General features: G+C 69.7%; 12 protein-coding genes and 1 pseudogene. 4 read left to right on the forward strand and 9 right to left on the reverse strand.

Annotated features, from left to right (window positions below; all coding sequences use genetic code 11):
• Nucleotides 1–1,279, reverse strand: a 1,279-nt coding sequence (locus I5G_RS07095) for an APC family permease (RefSeq protein WP_022878434.1), incomplete at its 3' end; no start/stop codon positions are given.
• Nucleotides 1,280–1,433: 154 nt separating this feature from the next.
• Between I5G_RS07095 and I5G_RS07100 the strand changes: the two genes are divergently transcribed.
• Nucleotides 1,434–2,441, forward strand: coding sequence for a LacI family DNA-binding transcriptional regulator (locus I5G_RS07100; protein ID WP_022878435.1), 1,008 nt, complete (start codon nucleotides 1,434–1,436; stop codon nucleotides 2,439–2,441).
• A 30-nt stretch (nucleotides 2,442–2,471) separates the two neighbouring features.
• Here I5G_RS07100 and I5G_RS23945 read toward each other — a convergent pair whose 3' ends face one another.
• The 7 genes from I5G_RS23945 to I5G_RS07135 all read right to left on the reverse strand — a co-directional run bounded on the left by I5G_RS23945 (nucleotide 2,472) and on the right by I5G_RS07135 (nucleotide 11,394).
• Complete coding sequence (locus tag I5G_RS23945) at nucleotides 2,472–4,544, reverse strand: CotH kinase family protein (protein ID WP_187288812.1); 2,073 nt, start codon at nucleotides 4,542–4,544, stop codon at nucleotides 2,472–2,474.
• A 473-nt stretch (nucleotides 4,545–5,017) separates the two neighbouring features.
• Nucleotides 5,018–5,434, reverse strand: coding sequence for a DUF4260 domain-containing protein (locus tag I5G_RS07110; protein WP_022878437.1), 417 nt, complete (start codon nucleotides 5,432–5,434; stop codon nucleotides 5,018–5,020).
• Nucleotides 5,434–6,747: a dihydrolipoamide acetyltransferase family protein gene (locus I5G_RS07115; protein ID WP_022878438.1), complete on the reverse strand. Its 1,314-nt coding sequence runs from the start codon at nucleotides 6,745–6,747 to the stop codon at nucleotides 5,434–5,436. The genes I5G_RS07110 and I5G_RS07115 overlap by 1 nt, the downstream gene beginning before the upstream one ends.
• Before the next feature lie 107 nt (nucleotides 6,748–6,854).
• Nucleotides 6,855–7,832, reverse strand: coding sequence for an alpha-ketoacid dehydrogenase subunit beta (locus I5G_RS07120; protein ID WP_022878439.1), 978 nt, complete (start codon nucleotides 7,830–7,832; stop codon nucleotides 6,855–6,857).
• Nucleotides 7,829–8,959: a thiamine pyrophosphate-dependent enzyme gene (locus I5G_RS07125; RefSeq protein ID WP_022878440.1), complete on the reverse strand. Its 1,131-nt coding sequence runs from the start codon at nucleotides 8,957–8,959 to the stop codon at nucleotides 7,829–7,831. Before I5G_RS07125 ends, I5G_RS07120 begins: the two co-directional genes overlap by 4 nt.
• A 132-nt stretch (nucleotides 8,960–9,091) precedes the next feature.
• Entirely contained in the window at nucleotides 9,092–10,747 is a 1,656-nt protein-coding gene (locus I5G_RS21180) for an amidohydrolase family protein (protein ID WP_022878441.1), read from the reverse strand.
• On the reverse strand, nucleotides 10,744–11,394 hold the full coding sequence (locus I5G_RS07135) for a hypothetical protein (protein ID WP_022878442.1): 651 nt from the start codon (nucleotides 11,392–11,394) through the stop codon (nucleotides 10,744–10,746). Before I5G_RS07135 ends, I5G_RS21180 begins: the two co-directional genes overlap by 4 nt.
• A 182-nt stretch (nucleotides 11,395–11,576) precedes the next feature.
• Between I5G_RS07135 and I5G_RS21185 the strand changes: the two genes are divergently transcribed.
• Genes I5G_RS21185 through I5G_RS07150 form a run of 3 tightly spaced genes read left to right on the forward strand, consistent with a single transcriptional unit; the run spans nucleotide 11,577 to nucleotide 16,884 of the window.
• Nucleotides 11,577–14,300 carry an MMPL family transporter gene (locus I5G_RS21185; RefSeq protein ID WP_022878443.1) on the forward strand — a complete coding sequence of 908 codons (2,724 nt, stop codon included), beginning with the start codon at nucleotides 11,577–11,579 and terminating at the stop codon, nucleotides 14,298–14,300.
• Nucleotides 14,297–16,189: a YhgE/Pip domain-containing protein gene (locus I5G_RS07145; protein ID WP_022878444.1), complete on the forward strand. Its 1,893-nt coding sequence runs from the start codon at nucleotides 14,297–14,299 to the stop codon at nucleotides 16,187–16,189. Before I5G_RS21185 ends, I5G_RS07145 begins: the two co-directional genes overlap by 4 nt.
• Nucleotides 16,186–16,884 carry a response regulator transcription factor gene (locus I5G_RS07150; RefSeq protein WP_022878445.1) on the forward strand — a complete coding sequence of 233 codons (699 nt, stop codon included), beginning with the start codon at nucleotides 16,186–16,188 and terminating at the stop codon, nucleotides 16,882–16,884. The genes I5G_RS07145 and I5G_RS07150 overlap by 4 nt, the downstream gene beginning before the upstream one ends.
• Before the next feature lie 699 nt (nucleotides 16,885–17,583).
• Here I5G_RS07150 and I5G_RS26165 read toward each other — a convergent pair.
• A pseudogene (locus I5G_RS26165) lies at nucleotides 17,584–17,810 on the reverse strand (hypothetical protein); the annotation flags it as partial.

Here is a 17,810-nt window from a genome sequence, read left to right on the forward strand (position 1 = left end):
CGACGAACAGCACCGGCATCAGGACGATCGACAGGATCGCCGCCGGAAGCACGTACCAGCGCCGCGGCAGCGTGCGGTTGCGGACGATGAACGCGACGACGGCGATCGACGCGAGCAGCTGCAGGGCGATCACGCCGTAGACGCCCGGGGAGTTCACCAGGATGACCAGCTTCGTGAGCGGGTCGAGCCCCGCGATCGCGAAGCCCGCCACCACGACGGCGCCGAGGATCGACTGCAGGAGCCCCGCCAGCCACGGCGCCCCGCGGCGGTTCGTCCGCGAGAAGAAGGAGGGAAGGATGCCATCGCACGAGAGCGCGAAGCTGTAGCGGTTGATCGCGTTGTGGAAGGCGAGCTGCCCGGCGAAGATGCTCGTCACGATCAGGACGAACATCACCGTCACTCCCCACGGGCCGACGTACTGACCCGTGGCGACGAAGAAGAAGGAGGACGGGTCGGCGGCGATGACCCCGGCGACGTCGGCGCTGCCGAACGCCTGAATGACGATCCACAGCGTCGCCGCGTAGAAGATCGCGAGGAACGCGACGGCGATGTAGGTGGCGCGCGGGATCGTCCGCTCGGGCGACCGCGCCTCGGCACGGTAGAGCACCGTGGACTCGAAGCCCATGAAGGCGGCGAAGCCGAAGCCGAGGATCGCCAGCATGTTCGGCGTGAAGACGTTCTCGGGGGCGAGGGTGCCGAGGTCGAACTGACCGCCGCGCTGAAGCACGATCGCACCCGCGAGGATGACGAGCATCACCGTCTCGAGCACGAGCAGCACGCCGAGCACCTTGGCGCCCACGTCGACGCCGAGGGCCGCGAGCCCGAACACGAGCACGACGCTGACGAGCGACGCGGCCCACCACGGCACGTCGAGGCCGAACACCGCGGCGAGCATGCCGTGGGCCATCACACCGAACAGGCCCCACAGCCCGATCTGCAGCAGGTTGTACGAGACCCAGGCGAGCAGCCCCGCGGCCAGGCCCGCAACTCGGCCGAGCCCGGCCGTCACGTAGGTGTAGAAGCCGCCCATGGGCTTGAGGTGACGGGCGGTGAACAGGAAGCCGATCGCGAAAATGGCGAGCACGACGCCGGCGATCGCGTAGACGAGCGGCGCCGAGGGGCCACCGATCAGCACGGCGAGCGGACCGATGCCGGCGAGCACGCTGAGCGGCGCTGCGGCGGAAACGACGAGGAAGACCACGCCCCACGTCCCGAGGGCCGCGGGGCGCAGCCCGTCGGTCTGGGGGTGGTCGGTGGTGCGGAGGAGCTGCTCGGTCACAGTCGGGCCTCTCGGGAGAGTGAACCCGCCTCGTCGTCGAGGCGGTCTGGTCGAAGTAGATCATGGACGAGATTTCCGCAATGCACAATCGATTGCGCATTGATTGTTCGCTCACCGAAACCTCTCCGTAAACTCGACCGGGAGAGGGGGCCGGATGAAACAGCGCGCGACCCTGCAGCAAGTGGCCGATCTGGCCCAGGTCTCCCTGGGCACGGCATCCCGCGCGCTCGCGGGCCGTGGCCGCGTCTCGGAGGCCACGCGGGCGCGCGTCCGCGAGGCGGCCGCATCGCTGTCGTTCTCGCCCAACACCGCCGCCAGCAACTTCCGCAGATCACGCGCGGGATCCGTCGGCCTCTGGCTCCCCCCGCAGGTGCGGTTCATGGACTACTACATGAACTTCACCTTCGGTCTCTCCGAAGCCCTCGGCCAGGACGAGATGTCGCTTTCGCTGATCCCGCACAGCCTGCGCCCCGACAGCGTGGACCGCCTCCACGTCGACGGGTTCGTGATGTCCGACGTCGTCGCCGGCGACCCGCTCGCCCGAGCGATCCTCGAGTCCGGCAAGCCCGTGATCACCTCCGAACTCGTCCCGGACGGGATGCCGGCCCCCACCGGCTCCGTGGTCACCGACCAGGCCGAGGCGATGCGGGACTCGCTCGACCGCCTGCGCCGCGGGGGCGCGACGTCGATCGTCCTCCTCGCCCCCGACATCGCACAGTCGTGGGTCGACGCGGCCCGGGCGGGGGCATCGGCCTGGGCGCGTGACGCGTCGGTGCGGGTCGAGGTGATCACGCTCGCCGAGGTCCCGACCGCCGCCGGCATCCACACCCTCATCGCCCGCGTGCTGTCGACGAACGAGGACGTGGATGCCATCGTCTGCGCGGTCGACGGGGTCGCCGTCGGAGTGCTCACCGCCCTCCACGAGCTCGGCGTCGTCGTCCCCGATCAGGTCCAGCTGGTGTCGCACGTCGACAGCGCGGCGATGCCCGTCGTGCTTCCGCCGATCGCCGCCGTGGATCTGCGGCCGCGCGAGGCCGGGATGCTCACCGGCCGGATGCTCCTCGCGGAACTCGACGGCGGTCTGGGGGACGACCGGGTGCAGACGCTCGCCCTGGAGTTCCACGAGCGCGCCTCCCTGCGGCCGGTGGCTGACCCCGTCTGACGACGACCGCCCCGAGCCGCAGGCGCGAGATCACGAACGGGGGACGAGTTCGATCCGCAGCGCCTCGACGCGCTTCGCTTGCCCCGTCGTACCGGCCGTCTGGCCACCTGTCACCCAGTCCCGCCAGGCGCCGTCGACGTAAGCGCTGTATCTCACCCGGTAGTGCTGAGAGATCTCGCCCTGCAGGCGCAGCTGCACAGCCTCCAGCCGCAGCCCGCGCCCCTCCGTACCAGCCGGGCCGGGCGAATCCCCCCATTCCGTCCAACCGATGTCCTGGACGTGAGCCCGAAGCGACAGCGTGCCGTCGTACTCCGAGCTCGTCAGCGATGCCTGAAGCGATTCCACCTGCAGTCCGGCACCCATCGACCCGCTGACCGATCCATCGACGACGGGCAGTGTCCACCCGATCTGAGACACGTGAGTCGAATAGGCGACGGTCGAACCCACGACCGGGACGGCCTTCTTCAGCAGACGGATCTGAACGGCCTCGACCTGCAGTCCCTGACCGGTCGTACCCGCAACGGCACCGCTTCCGACCCAGGGCATCCAGCCGATGTTCTGCACGTGCGCCCGGTACGACAGGTCGTAATCGGCAGCGAGTCGGGCCGAGAGGGCGAAACTCACGGCCTCCAACCGCAGGCCTCGTCCCGTCGTGCCGACCGTGGTGTCACCCGTCACCCATGGCATCCACCCGATGTTCTGCACGTGGCCCCGTGACTGGATCTGACCTGCCACCGCCCCACCGGTGAGCTCCACCGACAACGCTTCCAGGGGAAGCCCTCGCCCCGTCGTGCCCACGAACTGCCCTGCGGTCGCGCCGGGCTGCCACCCGATCTGCGCCGAATGGGCCGAGTAGGCGAGGACCGGCATACCCGAGGAGTACTTCGAGCCGAGGTACTCCACACGCTGCGCAACCCACTGGCGCAGGAATGCAGCTTCCTTCTGCCAGGTCGCCCCGACCGATCGGGCCCCCGAGATGATCGACGGCCGGCCGAGCACATCGGGCCACCGCGAGAAATTCGCTTCGGCCGATGCGCCGAGCGAGGAGACGTCGGTGTCCAGGCGAGCGAGGACCGAATCGATCGCGGGTCGCACGCGCTCATCGAAGATCTCGCCGGCACGCTTCGCGAACTCGGGATTGCGGAACAGCTCCTGGAACCAGGCGGTCCCGCCGGTGCGCATCGTCCGCGCATTCATCTGGTAATCCTCAGTCGGATTTCCTCCGAGCGCGGCGGCCCCGTAGAGGCCGAGGGCGATATCGAAATCCCAGGCGGGTCCGGCGTGGAGCACATCGTCGGGTCCGTCGCGCCAGAAGTACACGCTCGACGTCACGGCGTCGGGGTTCTCCGAGAACTCGAGCACGAAGTAGTACGCGAGCAAGGAGTCGACATCGATCATCGAACTGATCGTCGTCCAGTCCGGATCCGGCGCATACAGAGCGGACTCGAACGCGTCGATATACCGCTGAGCGCTCTGGTAGGACGCGGCCAGATCCCCGGGAAGAGGCGACGAGACGCTCTGCACGGCGTCCTTCAGAACGAAGGTCGTGCCGCTGGTCTTGGTGGTGAAGAAGAACTCCTCGCTCTTCCCGTAGCTGTTGTCGAGCTCGAGCAGGAGTCCGCCGGGGTTGCCGAGTTCCAGCCTGTTCTTCTTGACCTCCACCTTCTCGGTGAGGAGGTAATTGCCCAGAAACTCCCCATTGATCGTCAGGTCCACCGAGCGCGCGTCGGGAGTACCCGCGATTCCGAGCTGCGCGGCCAGATCCAGAGTCACTTTGTTGCGCAGCAGCGACGGATCGGCGTGATTCGCGAGCAGGATCCACGTCTTGGCCTTCGGCAGACCGAGCACGGACGTCGATGTGTCGAATTTGATCTGATACGGCTTCTTGTCCAGAAGCCAGGTGAAGTTCCCACGCCCCTTGATCTCTTCCAGGGACACCCCCACCAGATTGTTGGCCGGATCGACCGCGTCCGTCAGAGTCAGGACCGAGTGGGCCTCGTTCGCCGGATCGGCGGGGATCTTCGCCTTGGACGCGTTCAGCTCGGCGAGCGTCCGACCACTCGGCAGAGTGATATCGAGCAGGGGGATGCTGCCGACCGGCACACTCCTCGCTGAGCCGCTGACCGGAGCCTGCTCCTCCGGGGGGAGCTCGATCTGCGGATTCAGCGTGGGATCGAGATCCCCCGGGTCCGCATTCGCGGTGTCACCCTCCGACTCGCCCGTGCCCACAGGAAGCGTGGCCTCCTGCGACGAGGACGGGGACGGGGACGGCGTCGGGTCCGGCGCTTCGACGGCGGCGGCCGCGCCTGTGCCGTGGACCACAGCCGCGAGGACGAGAAACACGCCTAGCACACTCGACCGGAACATGGACATGACCGGCCTTTGCATTTGGTGAGGCTAACATGACCCACCCGAGACCAAGGCGACGGGTGAGACTGCGGGCGAAGCCCCCGCTCAGGTCGCGGCCCGGGACGAGGTCGGACCCGAGCCACGGTCGGCGCCCTGACGGCGATCGCGGGGAACCCGTGGCAGAACCGCCGCAATGCCCATCTGGCACGGCATGCCGTCCCGCGCCCTCACACTCCCGTCGAACGCTCCTCGCGCTTCGCGGGGCCGATGGGCCCGAGGTGCGTGTGCGACGCATCCTGCAGCTTCAGGCCGTACCCGACCGCGCGGTCCACGCCGACGTGGAAGGCCCAGCACGCTCCCGCGAGGAGCAGCCACGGCAGCGGTGTCCCCGTCGCCGCGAGGACGAGGTACGCGACGGCGACCAGCGCCGGTCCGACGTAGCTGTGGACGAGGTTGTAGGTCAGTGCCCCCAGCCGTGGGCTGCGCAGATACCCCACCGCGGAGAGGTCGAAGACGAGGAAGAGTGCGAACAACAACCACCACGGGCCGCCCGCGACGATGACCGCGACCAGGATCGCGACGGCGATGGCGGCGTTCTCGATGCGCTGGATCGCCGAAGCCCGGGCGTCGTCTGCGGATCGCATCAGTCGAGCAGCAGCGCCGGCTCTTCCAGAACGGATGCCACGTCCGCGATGAACCGCGAGATGCCGTCGCCGTCGACCACGCGGTGATCGAACGAGCCCGAGACCGTGGTCACCCAGCGGGGGCGCACCTCGCCGTCGACGACCCACGGCTTCTGCCGGATGGCACCCAGCGCGATGATGCCGGCCTCGCCGGGGTTGATGATCGGGGTACCGGCATCCACTCCGAACACGCCGATGTTGGTGATCGTGAACGTGCCGCCGGCCTGATCGGCGGGGCTCGTCCTGCCCTCGCGGGCGGTCAGCGTGAGGCTCTCGAGCGCCTTGGCGAGTTCGCGCGTGTTCATCGCCTGCGCGTCCTTGATGTTCGGCACCAGCAGGCCGCGCGGGGTCGCCGCGGCGATGCCGAGGTTGACGTAGTGGCGCATGCGGATCTGCGCGCCGTCGACGCCGTCGACCCACGTGGCGTTGATCATCGGGGTGCGGCGCAGCGCCCAGATCACGGCGCGCGCCATGATGAGCAGCGGCGAGATCTTCACGTCGGCGAAGTCCGGCGACGCCTTGAGGCGCTTGACGAGCTCCATCGTGCGCGACGCGTCGACATCGACCCACACCGACACGTGCGGGGCCGAGTACGCGCTCGACGTCATCGCGTTGGCCGTGGCCTTGCGGACGCCGCGGACCGGAATCGACTCCTCGCGCGCGTCGTCGACCGGCGCGGGCGCAACGGGGGCCGCGACCGGGATCGTCTCCTCGCGCACGGCGCCCCACTCGGGCGTCTCGATGTTGCGGAAGACGCTCGCCTGCTCGGCGTGCTTCACGACGTCCTGCCGGGTGACCTCGCCGGCGGGGCCGCTCGGCGTCACGGCCGCGAGGTCGACGCCGAGGTCGCGCGCGAGCTTGCGGATCGGGGGCTTCGCGACGACCCCGACGGATGCCTTGACCGGACGCTCCGCGGGCTTCCGCCGCCGCGACGACACGGCGCCGCCGGTGCCGTAGCCGACGAGCACCGCTCCGCCCGGGTCGCTGGGCTCGGGAACCGTGGCCGGCTGCGCGGGCGCGGGGGGCGTGGCATCCGCCGATCCGATGGTGATGATCGGCGCGCCGACCTCGACCGTCGCGCCCTCGGATGCCAGCAACTCGCCGACCGTGCCCGCGAACGGCGACGGCAGCTCGACGAGCGACTTCGCCGTCTCGATCTCGACGATCACGTCGTTCACGGCGACGGTGTCGCCCGGGGCGACGCGCCACTGGACGATCTCGGCCTCGGTGAGTCCTTCACCGACGTCGGGGAGGACGAAAGTCTGCTCGGTCACGGTGTGTCCTTTGCTCGCGAGACAGCATCTCACTGACGAGACAGCGGCGGAATGCCGCGGTCTCGTCGGCGAAGTGCAGTCTCGCGGTCCACGGGGGTGGGCGGGGGTCAGTAGGCCAGCGAGCGGTCGACGGCCTCGAGGATGCGGTCGGCGTCCGGGAGGTACGTGCCCTCGAGCTTCGCGGGCGGGAACGGCACGTCGAAGCCCGACACGCGCAGCACCGGCGCCTCGAGCGCGAAGAACGCCCGCTCGGTGACGGTCGCGGCGACCTCGGAGCCGAGCGACGTGAAGCCCGGCGCCTCCTGCGCGTAGACCATGCGACCGGTGCGGCGCACCGAGTCCAGCAGCGGACCGTAGTCGACCGGCGACAGCGAGCGCAGGTCGACGACCTCGCAGCTCGTGCCCTCGCTCTCGGCGAGCGCCGCGGCCTGCAGCAGCGTCGTCACCATCGCGCCGTGGCCGACGAGCGTGACGTCGGTGCCGCGGCGGACGATCCGGCTCGCGTGGAGCGGCAGCGCGGGGGCCTCGGTGTCGACCTCGCCCTTCTGCCAGTACTTCGCCTTGGGTTCGAGGAAGATCACGGGGTCGGGCGAGTCGATCGCCTGCTGGATCATCCAGTAGGCGTCGTTCGCCGTCGAGGGGCTCACGACCCGCAGGCCCGGGGTGTGCGTGAAGTACGCCTCGGGGCTCTCCTGGTGGTGCTCGATCGCGCCGATGTGCCCGCCGTAGGGGATGCGGATGACGACGGGCAGCTGCAGCGCGCCCTCGTGACGGTTCGTGAGCTTCGCGAGCTGCGACGTGATCTGGTCGAACGCGGGGAAGACGAACCCGTCGAACTGGATCTCGAGCACGGGGCGGAAGCCGCCCATCGCGAGACCGATCGCGGTGCCGACGATGCCGGACTCCGCGAGCGGCGAGTCGATGACGCGGCGGGGGCCGAAGTCCTTCTGCAGGCCCTCGGTGACGCGGAAGACGCCGCCGAGCGGTCCGATGTCCTCGCCCATGAGCAGGACGCGGTCGTTCGTCTCGAGCGCGCGGCGGAGGCCGGCGTTGAGGGCACGGCTGATCGGGAGGTTCTCGGTCATTCCGCTCCCCCTTCCATCGCGGCTTCGTAGTCGTCGAGCCAGCGCTGCTCCTCGGCGATCAGGGTGTGGGCCTCGGCGTAGACGCTGTCGAACATGTGCGCCCGCGGGAGCCCGCCGAGCTCGTTCGTGCGCACGCGCACGTCATCGGCGAGCGCGCGGCCCTCGGCATCCGCGTCGTCGAAGAACTGCTGCGACGCGCCGCGTGCCTCGAGGAAGGTCCGGAGGCGGGCGATCGGGTCGCGGTGCGCCCACGCCTCTTCCTCGGCGGAGGTGCGGTACTTCGTGGGGTCGTCGCTCGTGGTGTGCGCGCCGCGGCGATAGGTCATCGCCTCGATCGCGCGCGGGCCGCCGCCGGCGCGGGCCTCGTCGAGCGCGAGCTTGGACACCGCGTAGCTCGCGAGCACGTCGTTGCCGTCGACCTGGACACTCGGGATGCCATACCCCGCCGCCCGCTTGTAGAGCGGGGTGCGCGACTGGGTGGCGACCGGGACCGAGATGGCCCACTGGTTGTTCTGCAGGAAGAACACCTCGGGCGTCTGGAAGCTCGCGGCGAACACCATCGACTCGTGCACGTCGCCCTGGCTGGACGCGCCGTCGCCGTAGTAGACGATCACGGCTTCGTCGCGCTCGGGGTCTCCGGTGCCGCACTTTCCGTCGAACACGAGCCCCATGCCGAGGCCCGTGGCGTGCAGCGTCTGCGCACCGAGCACCAGCGTGTAGATGTGGGTGTTGCCGTTCTTGGGGTCGGACGGGTCCCACCCGCCGTGCGTGAGCCCGCGCATCAGCCGGATGATGTCGATCGGGTCGACACCGCGGATGCGGGTCACCACGTGTTCGCGGTACGAGGGGAAGATGTGGTCCTGCGGTCGGGCGGCGCGAGCCGAACCGACCTGCGCGGCCTCCTGCCCGAAGGACGGCGGCCACAGGGCGAGCTGCCCCTGGCGCTGCAGGTTGGTCGCTTGCACGTCGAAGGCGCGGATCGAGACCATGTCGCGGTAGAACGTCTCGAGTTCCGCGTCGGTGAGGGCCTCGATCAGGGGCAGATAGCGCTCGGCCTCAGGGGTGGGCGCGAGGGTGCCGTCGGCCGCCAGAACGCGCACGAGAGCCGGGTCGTCGAGCGGGGTCATGTACCCACGCTAACGGTCACGTCATGCCCTGTACCGCATGAGGTGCACAACGGATGCCGCGTTTCGGCATGGGTTTCCGACAAGGGGCGCTTCTCGACCGCCGCACCACCCCGGAGCGCCGCTCCCGCGTCATCAGCAGCATTCGTACGGCGTTGCCGCTGTCGGGAACCCCGGAGCGGCCCCCTCCTCCGGCTGTTCGGCCAGCCGCTCGATCAGCGCATCGAGATCCTCGGCAGGGAGGAAGTGGCCGTCGCGGACGATGGCGGTGATCGACCCCAGAGCGGCGACGTCCACCGTCGGGTCCGACGCGAGCAGCAGCAGGTCGGCATCCGCCCCCGGCGCGATGACGCCCATCGTCGCCGTCCGCCCCAGGTACCGGGCCGGGGCGGTGGTGGCCATCCGGAGGATGTCCAGGGGACGGATGCCGGCTTTCGCCAGCTCCTGGAACTCGAGCTGCAGGCGCTGGCCCGGAGCTTTGCCCTGCCCGTCGGTGGCCGCCATCATCGGCACCCCCTCGTCGTGGAGAACCTTGGTCACCCGCAGCACCGCGTCGTAGACCTCGCGGTAACTCTCGCGCGTCAGATCAGGGAGCGCCCGGAAGGTCGCCAAGACGTCGTCATAGTCGCGGCGCGTGCTTTCGGTCATGAGGGAGAGCCATGGATCCTTCTCGTACTCCACGTCGTCCATCAGGTACTGCGTGCGGAGGCGGACGAGGGTCGGTGCGTGCCACGTGTCGTTCTTCACGAAGGTCGCGGCGAGCGCACGAGCTGCTCCCTCATCGAATGCCTGCACCGCCTCGCGCTTGAAAGCCACTGCCTCCGGCGAATCGAAGGCGGCGGGGTTGATCAGCTTCTTGGCGGAGGTGGCCGTATAGATCTCTCCGACCCCGGGCAGGCCCGCGATCCACGCGGGCAGGGGCAGCCCGGTGTCGTCGGTCGCCCACAGCTCGTCACGACGGGACGATGTCTCGATCCAGATCCCGTCAGACGCACCGAGGTGTTCGATCGAATCGAATCGGGCCGCCGAGGCTTCCGACGGGAGGACGGATTCCGGGAGATGCCCGGCGATGCGCAGACCCTTCGCGTGGGCACGCTCGACCGCCGCGAAGAACACGTCGCGGTCGGTGAGCACCATTTTGATGAAGTCGGCGCCCGCGTCGTATTGCGCGTCGATCGCCTTCTGCACGGCATCCACCGACCCCGCGTTGAAGGGCGTGAGGATGTCACCCGGCATCGCGAGCAGACGCGGCGCATTCATCGACAACGGCAGCCGGTTCGCGGCGCGGTGGGCGAGCATCTCGGATGTGCCCAGCATCTGGCGCATGCCCGTGACCCCCTCGGCGAGCATGGTGGCCATCATCAGTGCCGGGTTCTGTGCCTGGAGAGCGTGCGAGTGCATGTTGTTGTAGCCGGGCACGGCGAAGCGCCCCTCGCCATCGACGGCCTGAACACCCGGAACGGATGCGAGGGATGCCACGTCCCCGACCGCGATGATCCGCCCGTCGCGGATCAGGATGGAGACGCCGTCGTCACGGCTGCCGTCGCGAGGGTCCACGACGGTGACGTGGTCGATCCGCAGGGAGCCGGGCGCCACCGGGGTCGTTCGCGGCGGGAGTGGGGTGGACGCGAGCCCCCGGATGAGCGGCATCCCCACGCCGATCGCCGCCCCCGCCGTGAGCGCACCGAGGCCCGCACCCCAGAGGAACTGGCGGCGTGTGCGTGTCGGCCGGCTGCCCGCGCGGTCGGCAGCCGCGTCCGCGGCAGGCTCGTCGGAAGAAGGTGTGTTCATCGGGGCTCCTGGGGTGACGTCGGGTCGCATGAGAAGGCGGCGAGCGGGCGATCGGAGGTCGGCCCGTCCGGGCTGACGGGTGCGGTGACGGACAGGTGGGCTTCTCCCGCTGCAAGGCGGACGCCGGTCACGGTGAGTTCGCCCGTCTCGGGCAGGGGAAATCCGGTGGAAAGCCACTCGGGAGCCCGCTCGCCGAGGAGCCTTCCCACCGCCGACGGCGGGAGAGCGAACCCCCCGACGTCGACACTCTCGGCGGCCAGTACCCAGCCGCCGTCCCGGTGGTCGGCGACGAACGTGGCGCGCGCAGGAACGGGCCTGCCCCGGAGATCGAGGTCGGTCTGAACAGTGATGCCGTCGGTGCTCGTCGCAACCTCGACGTCTTTACCGGTGCGGCATTCGAGGACGTTGGCCACCGCCGTGTCGTCAAGAGCCAGATCGATGTCAACGTGCCCGGTCGCGAGCGACCACAGCGCGAGTCCGCCGGCGAGCGAGGTGTGCACGCCCGGGAGGTCCGTGCCGAGGGAACCGAGGCGCTCATCGATGCGCGCGCGAACCGCGATCTCTCCGACGACAGCGACGGCGACCACGGAGAGGAGGACCGAGGCGAGCGAGAGGAGGACCACGCGACGGGAACGGGGGAGAGCCATGCCGCGAGTCGAGCACGGCCTGCTTCCGGCGGGGCGGCGGGGACCCTGGCGAAGCCCTGACGAATCGCTGACGACAGTCGCACTCGCGGATGCCGTCAGGAGACGGTCAGGTCCGCACCCCGGCGACCGTCAGGCCCGGCCGCTCGGATGGAAAGCGATCCCACGCTCGCTCCGGAGGACCCATGTCACTCGCTCTTCATCGCCTCGGCCATTTCATCGGCCGCCATCGTCTCGCCGTGATCGGCGTCTGGGTGGCGGTGCTGCTTCTCATCGGCGGTGTGGGCTTCGGCGCGGGAGCGGCGTTCGAAGACGACAACTCCATTCCGGGCACCGAGTCCCAGCAAGGGCAGGACGTCCTCGCGACGCGCTTCGGCTCCTCCGCGTCGGGAGCCAGTGCTCAGCTGCTGTTCCGCGCCGACGACGGTGACGTCACCGGCACGGACGACCGCGCGGTCATGCAGGCACGCCTCGATGAGATCGCCGCCGCGGACGGCGTCGCCGGGGTCAGCTCCGTCGACGACCTGACGATCGACGCCGGAGGCGACGCCGCACTCGCGACCGTCCAGTTCGACGATCGGAAACCCTCCGAGTCGGTGCTCGACGGCGTCCAGGACGCGGCCGTCCGCGACACGGACGGCGTCACCTCCACCATCGGTGGAAGCGCCTACAACGTGCAGGAAGAGCAGAGCCACTTGGGCGAGGTGATCGGCCTCGCTATCGCCCTCCTGGTTCTGATCATCGTCTTCGGATCACTGTTGGCCGCCGGGATGCCGCTCGTGGGTGCGCTCACCAGCGTGGGCACGACGCTCGGCGCGCTGTTCCTCGCCTCGCACCTGACCGCGATCTCCCCGTCGACGTCCGCGTTCTCGAGCATGCTCGGGCTCGCCGTGGCCATCGACTACTCCCTTTTCGTCCTCTCCCGCCATCGCCACGAGCTGGCCCGGGGCCAGGCGCCCCGAGAGGCCATGGCCCGGGCTCTCGGCACCGCCGGCACCGCCGTGGTCTTCGCGGGTATCACCGTCGTCATCGCGCTCGGCGGACTGCTCGTCGTCGGCATCCCGACACTCACGACGATGGCCGTCGGCGGGGCACTCGCCGTGACGATGGGGGTACTGGTCGCGCTCACGCTGCTGCCCGCCGTCGCGCTGCTCGCGGGCGCACGCCTCCGACCGCGAGACCGCAAGAGACCCGCGATACGAGCGTCGAGGCCGCCGCTCGCGCAGCGATGGGTGAAGCTCGTGACTCGTGCGCCGGCGATCACCATCGTGCTGGTGGTACTCGGGGTGGGAGTCGTCGCGGCACCGACGATGTCGATGCAGCTGGGTCTGCGAGACGCCAGCACCCAGCCGGTCGGGACCATCCCCCGGGATCACTACGACGCCGTCGCGGCATCCTTCGGCCCCGGCTGGAATGCTCCGCTCCTCATCACGGCGGACGTGCTCTCGCCGAGCAACCCGGTGGACGTGGTGGATGAGCTGCAGGATGACCTCGAGCAGCTCGACGGGGTTGCCGCCGTCCCCCTGGCGACGCCGAACGCCGCAGGCGACACCGCCCTTCTCCGGGTCATTCCCGAGGGCGGTCAGAACGACTCCCGGACGGCAGACCTCGTGGCGGAACTTCGCGCTCAGGCTCCGGCGTGGGAGGAGAAGTACGGCATCTCGGACATCCGGGTGACGGGGACGACCGCCGTGAACATCGACATCTCCGCACGCATGCAAGCCGCCCTTGTGCCGTTCACCCTCACCGTCGTCGGGCTGTCGCTCGTGCTCCTCCTCCTGGTGTTCCGTTCCATCTGGGTGCCGATCAAGGCGACGCTCGGCTTCCTCCTCTCCGTCGGAGCGTCATTCGGCGCGATCGTCGCGATCTTCCAGTGGGGATGGTTCCCCGCCCTGCTCAGCGGCGACTCCCCCGGGCCCCTCGTGAGCTTCCTGCCGATCCTCGTCATGGGTGTGCTGTTCGGGCTCGCCATGGACTACGAGATGTTCCTCGTCAGTCGGATGCGCGAGGAGTACAGCCACGTCGGCGACGCGCGAACGGCCGTTACCAGCGGATTCGCGCACTCGGCTCCGGTCGTCACCGCCGCCGCGGTGATCATGATCTCGGTGTTCGTCGCGTTCGTCCCCGGAGGCACGGACACGATCAGACCGATCGCGGTCGGTCTCGCCGTGGGGGTCTTCGTCGATGCCTTCCTGGTCAGGATGACACTGGTCCCGGCGATCATGGTGGCGCTCCACCGTCACGCCTGGTGGTTGCCGCGGTGGCTGGACCGGATCCTTCCCACGGTGGACATCGAGGGACAGGCGGTGATGCGGCAGGCGGCGGTCGACGATGCTCCCGCGGCGGCGCTCGCCCTCAGCGCCCGCGACCTTCGGGTCGATGAGGACGACGTCCCCCTGACGCTCGACATCCGACTCGGTGAGACCGTGACCATCGACGAATCGCGCAGGAACCGCCTCGCCTCCGCGCTGAGCGGGCGCGCGGACTTCGTCTCCGGCACGCTGGTCGTCGCCGGCAAAGTGCTGCCGGACAGTGGCACCGCGGTGCGTCGACTCACGGCGCTGGTCTCACCGGAGGACGTCTCCGGCTCCGATACGGCGCGTCGGTTCGCCAGGACGATGATCGCCCTGGCTGGTGGCGGACGTCGGCGGCGACGTCACCGGCTGGGGGTCATCGAGCACCTCGTTCCGGATCTCGATGTCCGGATCACCGATCTCGACCCGGCCGCGCGCCAGATGCTCTCGGCGGCGGTGGCGTACGCGTGCGGCGCTCGCATCTTGTTCCTCCGCACCCTTCCACGGGCCATTGACGTCCGCGCGCTGACCGAAGCCGGTGCGACGGTCCTCACCGTCTGCCCGACCCCCGCCGATGACTTCCCCCTCCTCCTCGAGATCGGAGCCTCCGCGTGACCCCGAACAGTGGGCGCAGGATCGCGCTCGTCAGCGCAATCGCCATCGCGCTCCCCCTCCTCGGCGCCGCCGTCGCGTTGGCCGGCCTCGCCGATCGGTTGAGTCGGTCCGACGACATCCCCATCGCCATCGTCAACAACGACCAGATCGTGACCGGCGACCGCCCCATGGCCGCGGGACGCGCCCTCACCGACGCGCTCGTCCACCCCGCCGACGACGAGCGTGTCGCGCTCGGATGGGTCGTGACCGACGAAGCGGATGCCGCCGAGGGCCTCCAGGACGGTGACTACTACGCCGTGCTGACCATCCCCGAGGAGTTCTCCGCGTCCGTGCTCTCGGCAGGGGGCGACGATCCCGTCGCGACCGAGGTCACTCTCGAGACCGACCCCGGCGCCTCCGCAGCGGCATCCGCAGCATCGCAGATCATCGCTCAGACCGCTGCCGAGACTCTGGGGCGCGAGATCACCACCGCGTTCGTCTCCCGCACCGTCACCGGCGTCGACCAGCTCTCGACCGCACTCACCGACGCCGCCACCGGCGCCGGCACTCTTGCCGACGGCACCGGGCAGGTCCGGAACGGTGCCGCGAAGGTCGCTTCGGGCGCCGGCGAGGTGGCGGACGGACTCCGGCAGGTGAACGCAGGGGCGGACGACGTCGCGACCGCGAACCACCGCGTGGCGGACGGGGCGACGAGTCTTGCGGGTGGAGCGGCCGATCTGCGCGACGGGGCCGCGACCGTCGCGACGGGGACGGCGCAGGTCCGCGAGGCCACGTCCGCGACCGCCGCCGGATCCCGGCAGCTGGCGGATGGTGTCGCCACGCTCGCCTCTTCCTGCCCGCCCACGGCGGGCGCGCAATACTGCGCCGCGGTCGCGAACGCGGCGCAGTCGGCCGGCTCGCTCGCGTCGTCAGCCGTCCAGGTGGCGGCGGGAGCGGCGACGACCGCGAGCGGAGCCGAGACGCTGTCCGCCTCATCCGGCGCCCTCGCGCAGGGCGCAGCGGATCTTTCGGCCGGCGCTCGAGACGCTGCCTCGGGCGCTGACCGGCTCGCCACTGCCACGGCGACCGCCGCCACCGGCGCGGACACTGTGTCGACAGGGGCGACCGACCTGGTCGCCGGCGCGACCGATGCGGCATCCGGGGCAGAAGAGTTGGCCACCAAGCTGAGCGACGGTGCCGCGGCAGCGCCCACCTACACCGACGATCAGATCACCCAGGTCGCCGATGTGGTGGCTCAGCCGGTGACCGTCTCGACGACGAGCACGGGATCGGCGGACGGATGGCTCCCCGCGGCGATCGCCTCCGCGGTGCTGTGGATCGGCGCCATCGCCACCCTCGCGATCCGCTTCCGGGCAGTCTCGGCGGCGGCGCTGGTCTCGCCGATGTCGAGCGGGCGTCTTGTGCTCGCGGTGCTCCGCCGGGCTCTCGCGATCGGCGCGGCGCAGGGGCTCGTGGTGACCGCGACTCTGACCATCTTCCGGATGGACCTCACGTCGGTCCTCGGGTTCGGCGCGCTCGCCGTGCTGGCGGGGCTGACCTTCGTCACGCTGATCTCGGGGCTCCGCGTCCTGCTCGGCCGGTGGTCCATCGTGGTGATCGGGCTTCTCACGCTGCTCGAGGCATCGACCCTCTCCGGAGCGCTCCCCCTCCAGACCGCACCGGCGTGGTTGGCCACCGTCACGCCTTTTCTTCCCGTCTCGACCTTCCTGCGTGCCGGCGCCCAGCTCGCCGAGGGGAACATCTCGTCCGACCTGGTCGCGCCCCTGGTGTGCCTCGCCCTCTGGTCGTTCATCGGTGCCGGGCTGGCGCTCATCGGCATCCGGCGCTCCCGATCGCTTCCCGCCACGTCTCCCTCATTCCCGCGAGGCGCTGGAAGGATGGCGACATGAACCCGCGCGTCCTGCTGGTCGACGACGACGAAGAGATCCGAGCGATGCTCGAGTCGACACTGAGCTTCAGCGGGTTCGACACCGTCCTCGCGGACGGAGCGATCGCGGCGATGGAGGCGATCTCGTCCGGTTCTCCGGATGTCGTCGTGCTCGACGTGATGATGCCGGTCCTGGACGGGTTCGAACTCGCTCGCCTCATCCGCGCGCGCGATGCCCGCATCCCGATCATCTTCCTGTCCGCTCGGGACGGCGTCGACGATCGTGTGCGCGGCCTCCGGCTCGGTGGCGACGACTACCTCGTGAAGCCGTTCAACGCGATCGAACTGATCGCGAGGATCGAAGCGATCCTTCGTCGCCGGGACCCCGGCGACAGGTCGGACGCGTCGCACGACACCCTGCAGATCGCCGATCTGCGGGTCGACGTGGACCGACACGTCGTCTCTCGAGGCGGCAGCACGATCGACCTGTCGCCGACGGAGTTCCGCCTGCTGGAACTGCTCATGCGCAACGCCGGGAGGGTGCTCTCCAAGACGGTCATCCTGCAGGAGATCTGGATGTACGACTTCGGGGGTGACGCCAATGTCGTCGAACGCTTCATCTCGAGCCTGCGGCGGAAGATCGACGGCGATCAGCCCTCGATGATCGTCACGGTGCGCGGGTTCGGTTACCGCATCGACGACCCGGGTGCGGCGTAACGAATGCGTTCCATCCGCGGCCGATTGACCCTCAGTCTCTCGCTGGTCGTCGTCGTCATCGTCCTGGGGTTCGCCGCGATCGGCGCGGTCGCGGTCCCGTCGATCCTTCTGAACCGCGACACCGACCGCCTGAGCGCGGCGGGGGATCGCGTGCTCACGAGTCTGCGCCTCAGCGGCGGCGTCACGATCGACCACGACGTGCTGCAGAACTTCGTCGCGAACGACATCGGCGTCGTCCTCCTCGACGGAGACCGAGCGGTCGCGGCATCCGGCCTTCCCCCGGAGGACGTCGCCGAGGTCGTCGCCGAGGCGGGACCCGAAGTCCGCCGCGCGTCCGGACCGTACCTCACGGAGCGGATCGACGTCGCCGGGCTGGGTCTCGTCTACGCCGACAACGGGACTTCTTCGGAAGTCACGGCGATCGTCCTGGGCATGCGCAGCGCGCCGAGGGACATCACCACCACGCTCGTCGTCACCGCCCTGGTGGTCGTCGCGCTCGCCACGACCTCGGCTCTCATCGCGGTCGCGGCTATCGTCGTCGGCCGCGGACTGCGGCCGCTGGCGGATATGGCCAACCGGGCCGAGCGGATCGCGGGGGGCGACCGCACTCTGCGCCTCCCTGTCGACGAGTCCGGCGACCCCGCGATCGCACGCATGGCGAACACGGTGAACACGGCCTTCGACGCCCAAGAGGACGCGGAGAATTCCGAATACCGCAAGCGACAGGCCGATCATCGTCGCGCTCCAGCGAAAGCGGTCCTCGCCGAAAATGACCCAGAGCGCTGCCGGCACCTGTCCTACGAGTTGCATGATAAAGAAGACAGTCATAAGTGCGGCGACGATAGTCATGCCCCGCGCCCACCGGAAGGAGCTGACTGGGTTGAAGGCTCTCAAGGGCATCGGTCGACGCTCTCCCTTATGCGACT

It is taken from the genome of Microbacterium sp. B19, from assembly GCF_000333395.1.
Classification (GTDB): Bacteria; Actinomycetota; Actinomycetes; order Actinomycetales; family Microbacteriaceae; genus Microbacterium.